13 protein-coding genes and 1 pseudogene are annotated in these 15,422 nt (G+C 73.0%); 7 read left to right on the top strand and 7 right to left on the bottom strand.

What is annotated here, in order from left to right; genetic code table 11:
* Positions 1 to 457: pseudogene (locus tag Q7A36_RS11020) on the bottom strand (ABC transporter substrate-binding protein); the annotation flags it as partial.
* Positions 458 to 645: 188 nt separating this feature from the next.
* Between Q7A36_RS11020 and Q7A36_RS11015 the strand changes: the two are divergent.
* The 3 genes from Q7A36_RS11015 to Q7A36_RS11005 all read left to right on the top strand — a co-directional run bounded on the left by Q7A36_RS11015 (position 646) and on the right by Q7A36_RS11005 (position 5,030).
* Entirely contained in the window at positions 646 to 2,913 is a 2,268-nt protein-coding gene (locus Q7A36_RS11015; RefSeq protein ID WP_305103732.1) for a YsnF/AvaK domain-containing protein, read from the top strand.
* 123 nt (positions 2,914 to 3,036) lie between these two features.
* Positions 3,037 to 4,401: a threonine ammonia-lyase gene (locus Q7A36_RS11010; protein WP_456306788.1), complete on the top strand. Its 1,365-nt coding sequence runs from the start codon at positions 3,037 to 3,039 to the stop codon at positions 4,399 to 4,401.
* Positions 4,401 to 5,030 (top strand): DUF1345 domain-containing protein, encoded by a 630-nt coding sequence (locus Q7A36_RS11005; protein ID WP_305103731.1) that lies wholly within the window; start codon positions 4,401 to 4,403, stop codon positions 5,028 to 5,030. Before Q7A36_RS11010 ends, Q7A36_RS11005 begins: the two co-directional genes overlap by 1 nt.
* Before the next feature lie 48 nt (positions 5,031 to 5,078).
* Here the strand turns inward: Q7A36_RS11005 and Q7A36_RS11000 are convergent, their stop codons facing one another.
* The 3 genes from Q7A36_RS11000 to aceA form a co-directional block, all read right to left on the bottom strand.
* Positions 5,079 to 5,315 carry a hypothetical protein gene (locus Q7A36_RS11000; RefSeq protein ID WP_305103730.1) on the bottom strand — a complete coding sequence of 79 codons (237 nt, stop codon included), beginning with the start codon at positions 5,313 to 5,315 and terminating at the stop codon, positions 5,079 to 5,081.
* Between the two features lie 35 nt (positions 5,316 to 5,350).
* Positions 5,351 to 5,560 (bottom strand): hypothetical protein, encoded by a 210-nt coding sequence (locus Q7A36_RS10995; protein ID WP_305103729.1) that lies wholly within the window; start codon positions 5,558 to 5,560, stop codon positions 5,351 to 5,353.
* A gap of 88 nt (positions 5,561 to 5,648) precedes the next feature.
* The gene (gene aceA, locus Q7A36_RS10990; protein ID WP_305103728.1) at positions 5,649 to 6,977 is read right to left on the bottom strand and encodes an isocitrate lyase; all 1,329 of its coding nucleotides are present in this window, start codon (positions 6,975 to 6,977) and stop codon (positions 5,649 to 5,651) included.
* Positions 6,978 to 7,125: 148 nt separating this feature from the next.
* Here aceA and Q7A36_RS10985 point away from each other — a divergent pair, with 148 nt between their 5' ends.
* On the top strand, positions 7,126 to 8,559 hold the full coding sequence (locus tag Q7A36_RS10985; RefSeq protein ID WP_305103727.1) for a helix-turn-helix domain-containing protein: 1,434 nt from the start codon (positions 7,126 to 7,128) through the stop codon (positions 8,557 to 8,559).
* A gap of 59 nt (positions 8,560 to 8,618) precedes the next feature.
* Positions 8,619 to 10,445, top strand: a complete 1,827-nt coding sequence (locus Q7A36_RS10980) for a glycoside hydrolase family 15 protein (RefSeq protein WP_305103726.1) — start codon at positions 8,619 to 8,621, stop codon at positions 10,443 to 10,445.
* Between the two features lie 208 nt (positions 10,446 to 10,653).
* On the opposite strand, the gene Q7A36_RS10975 is transcribed toward Q7A36_RS10980, so the two are convergent.
* From Q7A36_RS10975 to Q7A36_RS10965, 3 genes are all read right to left on the bottom strand, one after another.
* The gene (locus Q7A36_RS10975) at positions 10,654 to 11,211 is read right to left on the bottom strand and encodes a lipid-binding SYLF domain-containing protein (RefSeq protein WP_305103725.1); all 558 of its coding nucleotides are present in this window, start codon (positions 11,209 to 11,211) and stop codon (positions 10,654 to 10,656) included.
* Between the two features lie 184 nt (positions 11,212 to 11,395).
* Complete coding sequence (locus tag Q7A36_RS10970) at positions 11,396 to 12,301, bottom strand: ABC transporter permease (protein WP_305103724.1); 906 nt, start codon at positions 12,299 to 12,301, stop codon at positions 11,396 to 11,398.
* Positions 12,302 to 12,314: 13 nt separating this feature from the next.
* Positions 12,315 to 13,268, bottom strand: a complete 954-nt coding sequence (locus Q7A36_RS10965) for an ABC transporter permease (RefSeq protein ID WP_305103723.1) — start codon at positions 13,266 to 13,268, stop codon at positions 12,315 to 12,317.
* A 281-nt stretch (positions 13,269 to 13,549) separates the two neighbouring features.
* Between Q7A36_RS10965 and Q7A36_RS10960 the strand changes: the two genes are divergently transcribed.
* Entirely contained in the window at positions 13,550 to 14,533 is a 984-nt protein-coding gene (locus Q7A36_RS10960; protein ID WP_305103722.1) for a flagellar motor protein MotB, read from the top strand.
* A complete protein-coding gene (motA, locus tag Q7A36_RS10955) occupies positions 14,530 to 15,396 on the top strand; it encodes a flagellar motor stator protein MotA (protein ID WP_305103721.1) in 867 nt (288 codons plus the stop codon). Before Q7A36_RS10960 ends, motA begins: the two co-directional genes overlap by 4 nt.
* Positions 15,397 to 15,422: the final 26 nt, after the last annotated feature.

Raw genomic sequence — 15,422 nt, 5'->3', positions numbered from 1 at the left:
GGGTGCCGGAGGTCGCGGGAACGCCGCGCCACTTGCCCTGATGCACCGCGAGGAACTTCGCGACCGGGTTGATCTGGCCGTACTTGGCCTCGAGGCGCTGGATGACGTCGTCCACCGGCTCGAGCCGGTCGGCATAGGCGCCGACGTCCCAGGGCGTCAGCGAGATGCCGTCATGCCCGTTCTCGGACTGGAACTGCGCCGCGGCGGTGAGCTGGAGCTGGTTGCCTGTCGTGTTGATGAAGTCGAGCGCGACGTTGACGCGGTTCTTCTCGCCCCAGTCGCCACAGAGCTTCTTCAGCGCGTCGTTGCCGCCGGGCACCCAGTGGTCCCAGAAGGCGAAGCGCAGGCTGCCACCCGTGCCCTGCGCATGCACCATCGGGGCCGAGAGCGTGCCCGCCGCCACCACGCCGGCACCCGAGCGAAGCATGCCGCGCCGGGTGAACCCATTGCCTGCCATCCTTGAAACCTCCCTGGGGCGGGGTTCTCCCGCCGGACGTCCTTGCGAGCCCGTTCCGGCCCTGGCGCGCACCATGGCGCGACGCCGCCGCGCTGACAACGGGGGTTCCAACCGACGATGCGGTGCCGGTCGGAACATCCGCGCCAGCCGCGCCGTTGGGGCGGGGTCACGCCAGGGGAACGGTGCATATGGAGGGGGACCCGGCCGAGACCGTCATCCCGCTGCTCGAGGAACATCTGCGCGTCCTGAAGCGCGACCGGCCGACCGGCCGGGTGCGCGTCGCCGTGACGACGGGCAGCGAGACACGGATGGTCGAGGAGGTGCTGCGCCACCGCAGGGTGGAGATCGAGCGCGTGGCGGTCGACCGGCCGGTCGACGCGGTCCCGCCGATCCGGGAGGAGGCGGACAGCCTCGTCATCCCGGTCGTCGAGGAGGTGCTGGTCGTCGAGCGGCGCCTCGTGCTGCGCGAGGAGATCCGCCTCCGGCTCCGCACCGAGGAGCGGCACGAGGCGGTGCCGGTCACGCTCCGCCGGCAGCAGGCCTCGATCGAGCGGCTGCCTCCAGATGCACCCCCGCTGGCCAACAACGGACAGGAGGCCCATCGCATGCGCACCATCACCGGGCTGTTCGACAGCCGCCCCGACGCCGAGCGCGCCGTGGAATACATGGTCCAGCACCACGACATCGACCGGAACCTCATCCAGGTCCATGCCGCGGGCAATGAGAACGCGACCGCCGGCACCTTCGACCGGCGCGACGAATCGCATCACGGCTTCGTCGCCGCGCTGCGCGACCTCGGCCTGCCCGACGAGGACAGCATCACCTATGCCGAGGGCATGCGCCGCGGCGGCATCCTCGTCTCGGTCCGCGCGCCGGAGGACAAGCTGGACGCGGTGGCCGATGCCTTCGAGAGCAACGGCGCCGTGGACCTCGACGCGCGGCAGACGGAGTGGCGCCAGGGCGGCTGGACCGGTGGCGGCGGCGGCTTCGTCGGCGACCAGGGCACCGGCGCGGATGGCAGCGGCGGGCGCGCGGCGCCGACCGGCCGCGCCGATGCCGGCCAGGGCCTGGTCGGCAGCCGCTCGGCCGGCAGCAGCGCGACGCCCAACTCCATGCCCGCGGCGAACCCGGATGCCGCGACCGCCGGCTGGACCGGCGGCGGCGGCGCCATCGGCAGCACGGCGGCGACCGCGCCGGGCTCGCAGGGCTCCGGCACCGGCTCGACCTATGCCGGCACCAGCTATGTCGGGGCGCGCGCGACCGACGAGGATATCACGAAGCCGGTGAATGCCGGCATCGCCAGCTCCCCGCCGGTGCGGCCGGCCGGGCCCGCGGCCCTGGCCGCGGCCAGCGCGGGCGCCAGCACCTCGGCGCTGCGCGGCTCGGGGGCGGATGCAGAGCGGGCGAGCCATGAGGGGCTGCACGGGCCCGGCAGCGGCGCCGGTCCGGCGGCCGGCAGCGCGGCGGCGGGCGAGCAGCCGCTGCCCTCGCGGCAGGGCGCGACCAGCCCGGCCGGGCATGGCACCGGCACGGCGGCGCAGGGCCTCTCCGGCGGCGTGACGCGGCCGGGCGAGGCGCTGCAGGCGGGCCGCGAGGGGCTCAGGACCGATAGCGGTTCGGGCATGGGCGGCCCGGGCACGGGCGCGATGCCGGGCGGCGGCATGGGCCGGTCCGCCCCGACCGCGGCCGGGACGCAAGGCAGCGGCATGGCCGCCGCCACGCCGGGCGCGGCGGGCAGCATGGCAATGGGCAAGGCGACCGGCATGGGCGCGCCGAGCGGCACCGCGACCGGCATGACAGACCTGCCGCGGATCCTTGGTCAAGGTGGGGGCCAGGGCGGCGGCCAGGCCGCCCCGACCACGGGGATGGCGGGCGGCACCGGCACCGCGGCCGCCTATGCCGGCAGCCCGACCCCGCAGACCAGCCGCGCGCAGCCTGCGGCCCCGGCCGGGGGCGGCCAGCCGCCCGATCTCCGTGCGAGCGGCGCCCCTCTCGCCGGCAGCCAGGCCAGCGGCAGCCGGCCGGCCGATACCCGCGCTGCCGGCACGACCGGCCGCGACGAGGCGATCCCGATCGTCGAGGAGCGGCTGCGCGTCGGCAAGCGCGACGTCACGCTCGGCCGCGTGCGCGTCCGCAGCTACGTCGTGGAGACGCCGGTCGAGGAGCAGGTGCGCCTGCGCGAGGAGCATGTGCAGGTGCAGCGCCGCCCGGTGGACCGCCCGCTCGGCGCCGGCGAGGCCGCGACCTTCCAGGACCGCGTGATCGAGGCGACGGAATCCGCCGAGGAGGCCGTCATCGACAAGCAGGCGCGGGTGCGGGAGGAGGTGGTGATCCGCAAGGACGCCTCCGAGCGGACCCAGACGGTCTCCGACACCGTGCGGCGCACGGAGGTGGAGATCGAGGACGAGCGGCGCCGCGCCGCCGGCACGACGCCGCCGCGCGACCCGGCGCGGTAAGGCCCCGGCCCCCTGCCCTCCCCCGTGCCGCGGGGGAGGGCTGCATGGGTTATCCCTTCCCGCGCTGGCGAGGTGGGCCAGGGTGCATGGGATCCGATGGGGCGGGGGCGACCCGAGGCGCGCTTGCCCGCCAGGCCCCGCCAGGTGGACCATGCCGGCATGGAGATCCATCCCGTCGAGGCCATCGTCATCGGCGCGGGCATGGCCGCCACGGCCTATCGCGCGCCTCGGCGTCGGGTCGCGTCGCCGGAGGCCGAGGCGAGCGCCGACCGCCACGCGACTGGCCGCTCGGCCGCTCTCTGGCTCCGTGATGACGGCGGCCCCGGCGCGTCGATCCCGACCGCGGCCGCCCGCGCCCTCCTCGATCGGCCACCGCCCGGCCTCGCCGCGGCGCCGACGATCCGCACGCGACGCGCTGCCTCTGGCGCGGCCCGGGCAAATGGGGCACCTGCGGCCGATGCCGGCCGCGGCGCCGCGCGTCAGGCCGGGATTCGGGAGGAGGCATCCATGAGCGACAGCGTCACCTTCAGCGATGTCGAGGCCGCCGCCGCACGCCTGCGCGGCAAGGTGGTGCGCACGCCCATGCTGCGCCACCGGCTGCTGGACGAGATCACCGGCGGCACCGTCCTGGTGAAGCCGGAGCCGCTGCAGAAGACCGGCAGCTTCAAGCTGCGCGGCGCGACCAATGCCGCGCTGCTGCTGGACCCCGCGGCGCGGCGGGCGGGCGTCGTCACCCATTCCTCCGGCAACCATGGCCAGGCCATCGCCTGCGCCGCCGCCATGCTGGGCATGCCGGCGCTGATCGCCATGCCCGCCGACGCGCCGGCGATCAAGGTGGAGAGCACGCGCCGCTGGGGCGCCGAGATCCACCCCTTCGACCGGCACGGCGTCGACCGCGACGCGCTGGCCGCGGACCTCGCCGGGCAGCGCGGCGCCACCCTCATCCCGCCCTTCGACCACCCGCATGTCATCGCCGGCCAGGGCACGGTGGCGCTGGAACTGATCGAGGATGCCAGGGCCGCCGGCCTCGCGCTCGACCACCTGCTGGTCTGCACCGGCGGCGGTGGGCTGATCGCCGGCTGTGCGCTGGCGGCCGAGGCGCTGGCGCCGGGTGCCGAGGTCTGGGCGGTGGAGCCGGAGGGCTGGGACGATACCCGCCGCAGCCTGGAGGCCGGGCGCCGCATTCCGGCCGACGGCACGGGCGAGAGCTTCTGCGATGCGCTGCTCTCGCGGCAGCCGGGCGCCATCACCTTCGCGCTCAACCATCCGCGCCTCGCGGGCGGCTTGGTGGTGACGCGGGCGGAGGTGCTGCGCGCCATGCGCTTCGCCTTCGACCACCTGAAGATCGTGGCAGAGCCGGGCGGCGCGGTGGCCCTGGCGGCGCTGCTGGCGGGGAAGCTGCCGACGAAGGGCTGTACCCTCGGCGTGGTGATCAGCGGCGGCAATGTGGACCCGGCCGTCTTCGCCCAGGCCCTGGCCGCGGCCTGATGCAGCTCCCGCTCGGCCTTCGCCACCGGCCGGTGCTGCTGGCGGCCGGGGCGCTGGGCGCGCTCACGGTCGGCGTGCTGCGGCTGCTGACCCTGCCGGGCCCGACCGCCATGCTGATCGGCTGGTGCGTGCTGGTCCTCGGCTATTCCGGGCCGATGCTCGCCAGCATGCACCGGGCGACGCCGGAGGAGCTTCGCCGCCGCGCCGCGCAACTGGATGAGGGCGAGGGAGCGATCCTGGCCGCCTGCCTGGTCGCCGCCATCGCCGCGCTGGCGGCGGTGGGATGGTTCCTCTCCTCCCGGTCCGGACAGATGGCGCCGGCGGAGGTGGGGCTCGCCTTCCTCTCCATCCTGCTGTCCTGGACCTTCGTCCACCTGCTCTTCGCAGTGCGCTACGCGCACGAGTACTGGCAGGCGGGCGGCGGGCTGGACTTCCCGGGGGAGGAGAGGCCGGAGTTCGGCGACTTCCTCTACTTCGCCTTCACCATCGGCATGACCTTCCAGACCTCGGACGTCGCCGTCAGCAACCGGCTGATCCGCCAGCTCACGCTGGTGCATGCGCTGGTCGCCTTCCTCTTCAACGTCGTCATCCTGGCCGCCGCGGTGAACGTCACCGCCGGCATGGTCTGAGGCCGAAGGCGCTATAACTTCACGCCTCCCAGCGATCCGCGCCGGCGCTCAGCCGCCGGCGGCGAGGCTGGACTGGAAGCGCGACCAGGCCTCCGGCGCCGTGGCCTCGGCCGGACCGGCCGCCACGCGGACGGGCTCCGGCGCGCGGGCCGCGGCCGGCGGGGCGCCGCCGAGGACCGGCCCCGGCCGCATGCCGGCCAGCAGCGCGCGCAGCAGGCCGCCGGCCTCGCGGCCATGGCCATGGCGATGCCGCCGCGGCGGCAGCAGGCGAATTCCCGATCTCATGCGAGAGCTCCCTTACGTGCCGCCGCGGCCCGTCCTCAGCGCTGGTGCGCGAGCAGGCTGCGCTCGGCGCAGGCCCAGCCATGCGCATGCACCAGGCCGTCGTCGTAGCCCTCCTCCTCCGGATGCGCCGACATGGCCGCGGCGATCTCGGCGCCGCGCGTCATCGGGCCGACCGCCGGCGCAGCCGGCTCGGTCGCCCAGCCATGGGAGTGCACCAGGCCGTCATCATAGTCGTCGTTGCTCATGGGACGGTTCCTCTGTGTTGCGGACGGTGGAGAAGGTGTCGGGCTCCGTCGGCGCCGTGCCGGTCCTCCGGCGCGGCGCCGCGTGTCGTCAGGCGTGCGCGTGGTCGTGGAACTGCGCCGCCTCGGTGCTCGTCGCCAGCGCCGTGGTGCTGGACTGGCCGCCGCCGGCCACCGTGGCGACGGCGTCGAAATAGCCCACGCCCACCTCGCGCTGGTGGCGGACGGCGGTGAAGCCCTCGGCCTCGGCGGCGAATTCCGCCTGCTGCAGCTCGGAATAGGCGCCCATGCCCCGCTCCTTGTAGCCGCGGGCCAGCTTGAACATGGACAGGTTCAGGCTGTGGAAGCCGGCAAGGGTAACGAACTGGAACTTGTAGCCCATGGCGCCGATCTCGCGCTGGAACTTCGCCGCGGCCTCGACGCCCATCTTCCGCTGCCAGTTGAAGGACGGGCTGCAGTTGTAGGCGAGCATCTTGCCGGGGAACTGCTTCTGTACCGCTTCGGCGAAGTCGCGGGCGTCCTGCAGGTCGGGATCCGACGTCTCCCACCACAGCAGGTCGGCATAGGGCGCATAGGCCAGGCTGCGGGCGATGGCGTATTGCTTGCCCATGCCGGGCCTGATGCGGAAGAAGCCCTCGGGCGTGCGGTCGTCGGTGATGAAGGGCCGGTCGCGCTCGTCGACGTCGCTGGTCAGGAGCTGCGCGGATTCGGCATCCGTGCGGCAGAGCAGCACGGTCGGCACGCCCTCCACATCGGCGGCGAGGCGGGCGGCGTTCAGGGTGCGGATGTGCTGCGCGATCGGCACCAGCACCTTGCCGCCGAGATGGCCGCACTTCTTCTCGGACGCGAGCTGGTCCTCGAAATGCACGCCCGCGGCGCCGGCGGCGATCATCGCCCGCATCAGCTCATAGGCGTTCAGCGCGCCGCCGAAGCCGGCCTCGGCATCGGCCACGATCGGCGCCATGTAGTGGGTCTGGTCGTCGGACTTGCCCTCGAGCCGCTCGAGCGTCGCGATCTGGTCGGCGCGGCGCAGCGCATTGTTGATGCGGCGCACCACGTTCGGCACGCTGTCCACGGGATAGAGCGACTGGTCCGGGTACATGGTCCCGGCGGTATTGGCATCCGCCGCCACCTGCCAGCCCGAGAGGTAGATAGCCTTCAGGCCGGCCTTGACCTGCTGCAGCGCCTGCATGCCGGTCAGCGCGCCGAGCGTGTTCACGAAGGGCTCGGTCTTCAGCAGGGTCCAGAGCCGCTCGGCGCCCATGCGGGCCAGGGTATGCTCGATCCGGAAGCTGCCCGCGAGGCGCGCGACGTCGGCCGGGGAATAGTCGCGGCGGATGCCGTCGAAGCGGCCGGGCTCCGGCCGGTAACCCCCGAAGCTGCCGTCGGGCGCATGGGCGGGGGTCGGAACGTGACGCATCGTTGAACTCCGTAGGTCAGGTCTGCCGTCGCAGGCAGGGTCAATAATTCACATTGCAGCGCCGAAGTTGAGCGCCTATTCGAGTGAAAAGCGGCAAATGGGTTGCCGTTTTGACAGTGCGGTTGTGAAAACCGTAAAGGCAGTGAAGATGGCGCGTGCGCTGATCGGCCGGACCGTGCGCCGGCTGCGGCAGGAGAAGGGGCTGGCGCAGCAGGCCCTCGCCGCCCGGCTCGGCATCTCCGCGAGCTACCTGAACCTCATCGAGCACGACCAGCGCGCCGTCACCGCGACCCTGCTGATCAAGCTGACCGAGGCGCTGCAGGTCGACATCGCCGCGCTCTCGGGCATGCGGGAGAAGGCGATCGAGACCGGCCTGCGCGAGGTGATGTCGGACCCGCTGCTCGGGCTCGAGCAGGTGCCGGAAGAGGAGATCGGCACCCTCGCCGGCAGCGCGCCGAATGCGGCGCGCGCCATGCTCGCGCTCTATCGCGCCTGGCGCGTGGCGCGGGAGGATTCCGGCGGCATCGCCCTGCCGACGGGGCGCCGCATCCTGCTGCCGACCGAGGAGGCGCGCGACTTTTTCCACGACCGCAGCAATCATTTTGCCGAGTTGGAGTCCGCGGCGGAAGCGATCGCAGCGGAGATGGGCGTGACCGCGCCATCCGAGATGAACCACGCCGTCGCGCAGCGGCTGCGGCAGACGCATGGCCTTGTCGTCACCGTCGGCGCGCTGCCCGGCGCGCTCCGCCGCTACGACCCGGTCGGGCGGCGGCTCGACCTCTCGGAGACGCTGCCGCGGGAGAGCCGCGGTTTCCACCTCGCCTTCCAGCTCATGCTGCTCGAGGCGGGCGAGGCGGTGCAGGCGGCGATGGCGGGCTTCGAGCCGAGCTCGACCGAGGCCGGGCAGCTCATCCGCATCGGCCTGCTGAACTACGCCGCGGCGGCGCTGCTGATGCCCTATGGCCCCTTCCTTGCCGCGGCGCGGGAGCTGCGGCACGACGTGGAGGCGCTGGCGGCGCGCTTCGGCGTCTCCTTCGAGCAGGCCTGCCACCGCCTGACCACCCTGCAGCGCCCGGGCGAGGCGGGCCTGCGCGGCGTGCCCTTCTTCTTCCTCCGCGTCGATCCCGCGGGCAATGTCGGCAAGCGGCTGGCGGCGGCGGGCTTTCCCTTCGCGCGCTTCGGCGGCTCCTGCCCGAAATGGATCGTCCACCAAGCCTTCGCCACGCCGGGCACGCTGCGCGTCCAGCTCGCGCAATTGCCCGATGGCGGCACCTTCCTCTGCTTCGCCCGCACGGTGCATGGCGTCGCGCAGCGCTGGGGCGATCCGCCGCCGGTCTATGTCGTCGCCATGGGCTGCGACCTTTCCCGCGCGACGGAGGTGGTCTATGGCGACGGCCTCGACCTCGAGAAGGCGATGGTCGGCATCGGCCTCTCCTGCCGGCTCTGCGACCGCATGGAGTGCCGCAGCCGCGCCTTCCCGCCGCTCGAGCACCGGCTGTCGCTGGACCCCATGGTGGCGAGCGACGCGCCCTACCGGTTCGAGCCGCCGCGCCGGCGCCCGGCCCCGGCCGGCGCGGGTTGATGCACCACAGGACGTGACCGCGGCGCGGGATTGAGGGGCAGCGCCGCCGCATCACCTCCATGGGCCATTGCCCGTGGATCTCCTTGCGCATGCCCCTCCGGATCGAGGACTACGCCCTGATCGGCGACGGCCACACCGCCGCGCTGGTCGGCCGGGACGGCTCCATCGACTGGCTCTGCCTGCCGCGCTTCGACAGCGCCGCCTGCTTCGCCGCGCTGCTCGGCACGCCGGAACATGGCCGCTGGCGGATCGCGCCGGCGGGCGAGGTGCTGGCCACCCGCCGCCGCTACCGCCCGGGCACGCTGGTGCTGGAAACGGAGTTCGAGACGGCGGAGGGCGTCGTCGCGCTGGTGGACTGCATGCCGCTGCGCGACGGCGCCGCCGACCTCGTCCGCGTGGTGGAGGGCCGCCGCGGCCGCGTCGCCATGGCGATGGACCTGGTGCTGCGCTTCGACTACGGCTCGCTGGTCCCCTGGGTGCATCGCGCGTCGGACGGCACGCTGCTGGCGGTCTGCGGCCCCGACCAGGTGGCGCTGCGCACGCCGGCGCCGATCCATGGCGAGGATTGCCGCACGGTCGCCGAGTTCAGCGTGGCGGCCGGCGACTCCGTGCCCTTCCACCTCGTCTGGACACAGTCCCACCTGCCGCCCGGGCCGCCGGTGGACATCGCCGCCGCCATCGCCGAGACTGAGCACCACTGGCGCGACTGGCTGGCCGGCTGCCGCGTCGCGGAGGCGAGCCCGCATCCCGAGATGCTGCGCCGCTCCCTGCTGACCTTGAAGGCGCTGACCTATGCGCCGACCGGCGGCATCGCCGCGGCGCCCACCACCTCCCTGCCCGAGGCGCTGGGCGGCGGGCGCAATTGGGACTACCGGCTCTGCTGGCTGCGCGACGCGGCGCTGACGCTCCGCGCGCTGGTCGGCGCCGGGCATCTGGGGGAGGCCGAGGCCTGGCGCCGCTGGCTGCTGCGCACCGTCGCCGGCACCGCCTCCCAGGTGCAGCCGCTCTACGGCCTCGCGGGGGAGCGGCGGACGCCGGAGATGATCCTGCCCTGGCTGCCGGGCTACGAGGGCGCGTCGCCCGTGCGCATCGGCAACGATGCCCGCGGGCAGGTGCAGCACGACGTCTATGGCGAGGTGATGGATGCCTTCCACGCTGCGCGCCATATCGGGCTGCAGGTGGACGACCAGGGGCGGGCGGTGGCGCGGGCGATGCTGGGGCACCTGGCGCGGACCTGGCGCGAGCCGGACGAGGGGATCTGGGAGGTGCGCGGGCCGCGCCGGCACTTCGTGCATTCCAAGGTCATGGCCTGGGTCGCCTTCGACCGCGCGGTCCGCGGCGCCGAGGAGGGCGCGCTGGACGGCCCGGTCGAGGCCTGGCGCGCCGAGCGCGACGCGGTGCATGCCGAGGTCTGTGCCCGGGGCTTCGATGCGCGGCGCGGCTGCTTCACCCAGAGCTACGGGTCCGACGAACTGGATGCCAGCCTGCTGCGCATGCCGCTGGTCGGCTTCCTGCCGGCCGAGGACCCGCGCATCCAGGGCACGGTGCGGGCGATCGAGGAGGGGCTGACGGAGGACGGTCTGGTGCTGCGCTACCGGCCGAGCGCGGCGATCGAGGGGCTGCATCCCGAGCCAGAGGGCGCCTTCCTCGCCTGCACCGCCTGGCTCGGGGAGGTCTATGTGCTGCAGGGCCGCTGGGCGGAGGCCGGGGCGGTGTTCGACCGGCTGGTGGGCATCGCCAACGATGTCGGGCTGCTGGCCGAGGAATACGACCCGAGGGCGCGCCGGCAGGTCGGCAATTTTCCGCAGGCCTTCTCGCATCTCGGCCTGGTCGGGCTCGGGATGGCGCTGGCCCGGCGGCCGATGCGGGAGGAGGCGGCGGAGTGACCGCCGCCGCGCTGAGCGGGAGCGTGGGCAAGATCGGGGAGGGAAAAGTGTTCCCTCCCCGAACCCCACCCTTCCTTTTCGTGAGTCGGCACTCGCCGCGCGGTACCGAATTACCCACAAAATAGATCAGGGGTCCGGGGAGAATGCCTTCTCCCCGGCCTTGACCCGTTTCACCGAAGACCGGGAATTCGCTTCCGGCCCATCGGCATCACGCCTCCGGGTGGATGCGGGTGATCTTGGTGCCGTTCAGGGCGAGCGCCGCCATCAGCCCCTGCTGGCCGAAGGTGATGGCATAGACCGGCTCGGTCAGGGTGGTGCTGGTGGCATTGGCCTGCAGGCCCTTGTCCAGTGCCACCACGGTCGGGCCGGTGCCGATCTCCCAGCCGTCGTTGCGCGTCAGCACGGCGACGGCCTCGTCGGTCATGAAGAACATGGCAAGGCCCGCGGCCTGCGCGCCGGCGAGCAGGCCGAGCGAGAGGCCGGCGATGGCGTAGTAGCCCTGGGTGACGCCGTTGCGGATCGCCGCACCCTCCCCGTACTGGCCGCCGACGATGAAGCCGCCGCTGATGATGCGCGGGAAGACCAGCATGGCGCGCGCCTTCTGCAGCAGCGGCGCGGTGTTCGGCAGTTCCTGCAGGCGGATCATCGCGGCGTGGATGTCGGCGTCGATCTCGCGCCGCGTCGCGGCGCGGGCGAGGCCGGGCGCGGCGAGCGCGCCGGCGGCGAGGGCGAGGCGGGACAGGTGGCGGCGGGAGAGGGCTTGCATCGGGACCTCCGGGAGCTGTTCTCGCTCCCGGAACGTCCGATGCCGCCCGCGGTTGCCGCTTGCAGGCCGGGCGGGCCGATTCAGGCCTCCGGGCCTTCCGGCCCTTCGGTCATCGGACCGCCTTGCCTGTCGTGCGGGCCGATTCAGACCTCCGGGCCTTCCGGCCCTTCGGTCATCGGGCCGCCTACCCCTTCACGTCCATCGCCTGCCGCAGGCCATCCGCCAGCAGGTTGAAGCAGATGGAGGTGACGAAGATGCACACGCCCGGCAGCACCGCCACCCAGGGCTGCACATAGATCGCGGTGCGCAGCGTGTTCAGCATCAGGCCCCACTCCGGCTCCGGCGGCTTGGTGCCGAGGCCGAGGAAGGAGAGGCCGGAGGCCAGGATCATGCAGACCGAGATCAGCGAGGTCGCATAGACGAAGATCGGTCCCAGCACATTGCCCAGCACATGCACGCGCACGATGGTGAAGCCCGAGGCGCCGGAGGCCCGCGCCGCATCCACGAAATCGAGGTTGCGCACGCCCTGCGTCACGGTCTCCGACACCCGGATGATCTGCGGGATGAAGACCAGGGTCAGCGCCAGGATGGCATTGCCGATGCCCGCCCCCAGCGCACCGGAAATGGCGACGGCCAGCAGCACGGAGGGGAAGGCATAGAAGATGTCGGTGGTGCGCATGATGATCATGTTCACCCGCCCGCCGACGAAGCCCGCCACGATGCCGAGCGTCGCGCCGATGGCGGTCGCCAGCACCACCGGCACGATGCCCATGAACCAGGACAGCCGCCCGCCGAAGAGCAGGCGCGTCAGGATGTCGCGGCCGAGCTCGTCCGTGCCGAGGGGGTAGTTGGGCGTGCCGATGGCGCGGAGACGCCGGATCATGCTGCCCTGGTAAGGATCGTGCGGCGCCAGCAGCGGGGCGAGGAGGATCGCCAGCAGCATCAGCATCAGGATCGCGCCGCAGGCGATGGTGACGGGGTCGCGCCGGACGCGCTTCCAGACGCCGGCCCAATAGCCCTCAGACTTCGCCGCCGCCTGCCGCGCCTGGACGGCAAGCTCGGCCTCGGCCGCCGTGGTGGTGGTGCTCATCGCGGGGCCCTCCTCAGGCGCGCTTGATGCGGGGGTCGAGCGCGGTCTGGACCAGGTCGACCACCAGGTTCAGCGCGACGAAGAACATGGCCAGCACCAGGATCGTGCCCTGCAGCACCGGCAGGTCGCGCTGGAAGATGGCGCTGTTCAGCAGCAGCCCGGTGCCCGGCCAGGAGAAGACCGTCTCCACCAGGATCGAGCCGCCCATGAGGTAGCCGAGCTGCAGGCCCATCACCGCCAGCGCGTTCGGCGCGGCGTTCTTGACGACATGCAGGAAGACGCCCCAGCGCGTCAGCCCCTTGCCGCGGAGCGCGGTGACGAATTCCTGGTTCATGATCTCGGCGACGATGCCGCGCACGGTACGGGTGACGATGCCCATCGGGATGACCGAGAGGGTCACGGCCGGCAGCACCAGGTGCTTCATGTGCTCCCAGTCCCAGGCCCAGTCGGAGGAGCCGCCCGGTCCCGCGCCCATCGCCGGCAGCCAGTTGAGCTGCACGGAGAAGATGACGACCATCACCATGCCGAGCCAGTAATGCGGCACCGAGACGCCGGCGACCGCGAGGCCGACCGCGCCGCGGTCCACCGCCGAGCCGCGGAAGGTCCCGGCCAGGCCGCCGAGCACGCAGCCCAGCAGGAAGCCGAGCAAGGAGGCGCAGAAGGCGAGCGTCAGCGTATTGCCGATCGCCGACTGCAGGTCGGCCCAGACCGGCCGGCCCGTCGCCAGCGAGCGGCCGAGATCGCCGATCGCCACCTTGCTCATCCACAGGCCGAACTGCACCGGCAGCGGCTTGTCCAGGCCGTAGTCCTTCCTGACCTGCTCCACCACGTCGGCCGGCGCATCCGGCGGGACGATGGCGTTGATCGGGTCGCCCGGCGCGATCTGCACCAGCATGAAGCAGACGAAGCCGACCGCGAGGGCGATGGGGATGGCGTAGAGGATGCGGCGGATCAGGTAGAGGGCCATGCGAACTCCTTCGGCGCGGTACCAAGCCCCGCGCCAGGTGACGCGGCACCGGGACGGGCCGGCCCGGCGGGCATCTCCCGGTCGGTGCCCGCGGCACCGGGCCGGGTTTGGCAAGCCCCGTGCCATGCCGCGGGCGCGCCCCCGGGGCACGGATGACCTCGCGCTGCCCAAGCGCGCGGCAGACTGCCCGCCCCCGGGGCGCAGCCCGGGCGTTAGAGCCACCTTAAGCGGCGCTGCGGCAGAGAGGGGGCGGAGCAGAGGACCGGGGGGCCGGGCGGGCCGTGGCAGCCAGGGGCAGGCGCGAGGGCGCAACCATCGTCCTGAAGCGGATCGAGGAGGTCGGGCAGGGCCATCACGGCGGCGCCTGGAAGGTCGCCTATGCCGATTTCGTCACGGCGATGATGGCCTTCTTCCTGCTGATGTGGCTGCTCAATGCCACCTCGGACGACCAGCGCCGGGGCCTGGCCGATTACTTCGCGCCCTCCAATGCGCTCGGCCGCAGCGCCACCGGCTCGGGCGATCCCTTCGGCGGCAGCACGCCGAACTCGGACGGCGCCATGGTCTCCGACAAGGGCGCGCTGCGGGTCGAGCAGGGCCGCGCCCCGGTGCGGCTGGACATCGAGGATGACGGCGATTCGGACGCGCCGCCCGAGACCGCGCCGCCCGCCCCGCCGCAGCCGCCCGGCGATGCGGCGCCGCAATCCGCTGCCCCGCCGGCCGCGGCCGCGGCGCTGGCCGAGGAGGCGCTGCGGGCCGAGCTGGCGCGGCGCGAGGCGCGCGCCTTCGAGCAGGCGGCGGCCGAGCTGCGCGCCGCGGTGCAGGACGACCCGGCGCTGGCCGAGCTCGCCCGGCAATTGGTGATCGAGCAGGTGCCGGAGGGGCTCCGCATCCAGATCCTGGATGCCGAGCGGCAGGCGATGTTCCCGGTCGGCAGCGCCAGCCCGAACGAGCGCGCGCGGGCGCTGCTCGCCAAGGTGGCGCAGGTCGCGGCCAGGCTGCCGAACGGCCTTGCCATCGCCGGCCATACCGATGCCACGCCCTTCCGCGGCGAGGGGCGCTCGAACTGGGAGCTCTCGGCCGAGCGGGCCAATGCGGTGCGCCGGCTGCTGCTGGACCATGGCATCGCGGAAGCGCGGCTGCAGGGCGTCGCCGGCCATGCCGACCGCATGCCGCTGCTGCCCGACCAGCCCCTGGCCGCCGCCAACCGGCGCGTCGCCATCACCCTGCTGCGCAGCCAGCCGGCGGAGCCCGCGCGGCGGCCATGACGACCGTCCTCGGCCTGGTCGTCTTGCTCGCCTGCGTCTTCGGCGGCTATGTCGTCGCCGGCGGCAAGTTCGACATCATCCTGCACGCCCTGCCGCACGAGATGATCGTCATCGGCGGCGCCGCGGTCGGCGCCTTCGTGATGTCGAACAGCCTCGCCGACATCAAGCATGTCGGCGGCGGCATGGCCAAGATCCTGAAGGGCGCCCGCTTCAGGAAGCCCGACTATGTCGAGATGCTGAGCCTGCTCTACTACTTCGTCCGCCTCGCCCAGACCAAGGGCGCCATGGCGCTCGAGCCGCATATCGAGAAGCCGGAGGAGAGCAGCGCCTTCGGCAAATTCCCGAAGATCCGCCAGGACCACCACGCGGTGGCGCTGATCTGCGACTACCTGCGCATGGTCGGCATGAATGCCGACGACCCGCACCAGATCGAGGACGTGATGGCGCGGGAGCTGAAGAAGCTGCACCACGAGGAGATGCACCCGAGCCATGCCCTGCAGGCGGTGGCCGATGCGCTGCCCGCGCTCGGCATCGTCGCGGCGGTGCTCGGCGTGATCAAGACCATGGCTTCGATCGACCAGCCGCCGGCCATCCTCGGCGGCATGATCGGCGGCGCGCTGGTCGGCACCTTCCTCGGCGTGCTGCTGGCCTATGGCATGGTCGGGCCCATGGCGGCGCGGCTGAAGGGCGTGGTGGAGGAGGAAGCCGCCTATTTCGAGGTGATCCGCGCCGTCCTCGTCGCGCATCTGCACGGCAATGCGCCGCAGGTCGCGGTGGAGACCGGCCGCAAGATGGTGCCGAGCGGCCATATGCCGAGTTTCCAGGAGCTGGAGCAGGCGCTGCAGGACCTGCAGATCGCCTGACGCGGCGGGGGCGGCCCGCCGCGCCC

Source organism: Paracraurococcus lichenis, assembly GCF_030657435.1.
Taxonomy (GTDB): Bacteria; Pseudomonadota; Alphaproteobacteria; order Acetobacterales; family Acetobacteraceae; genus Paracraurococcus; species Paracraurococcus lichenis.
This window is presented reverse-complemented; position numbering and strand designations above follow the sequence as displayed.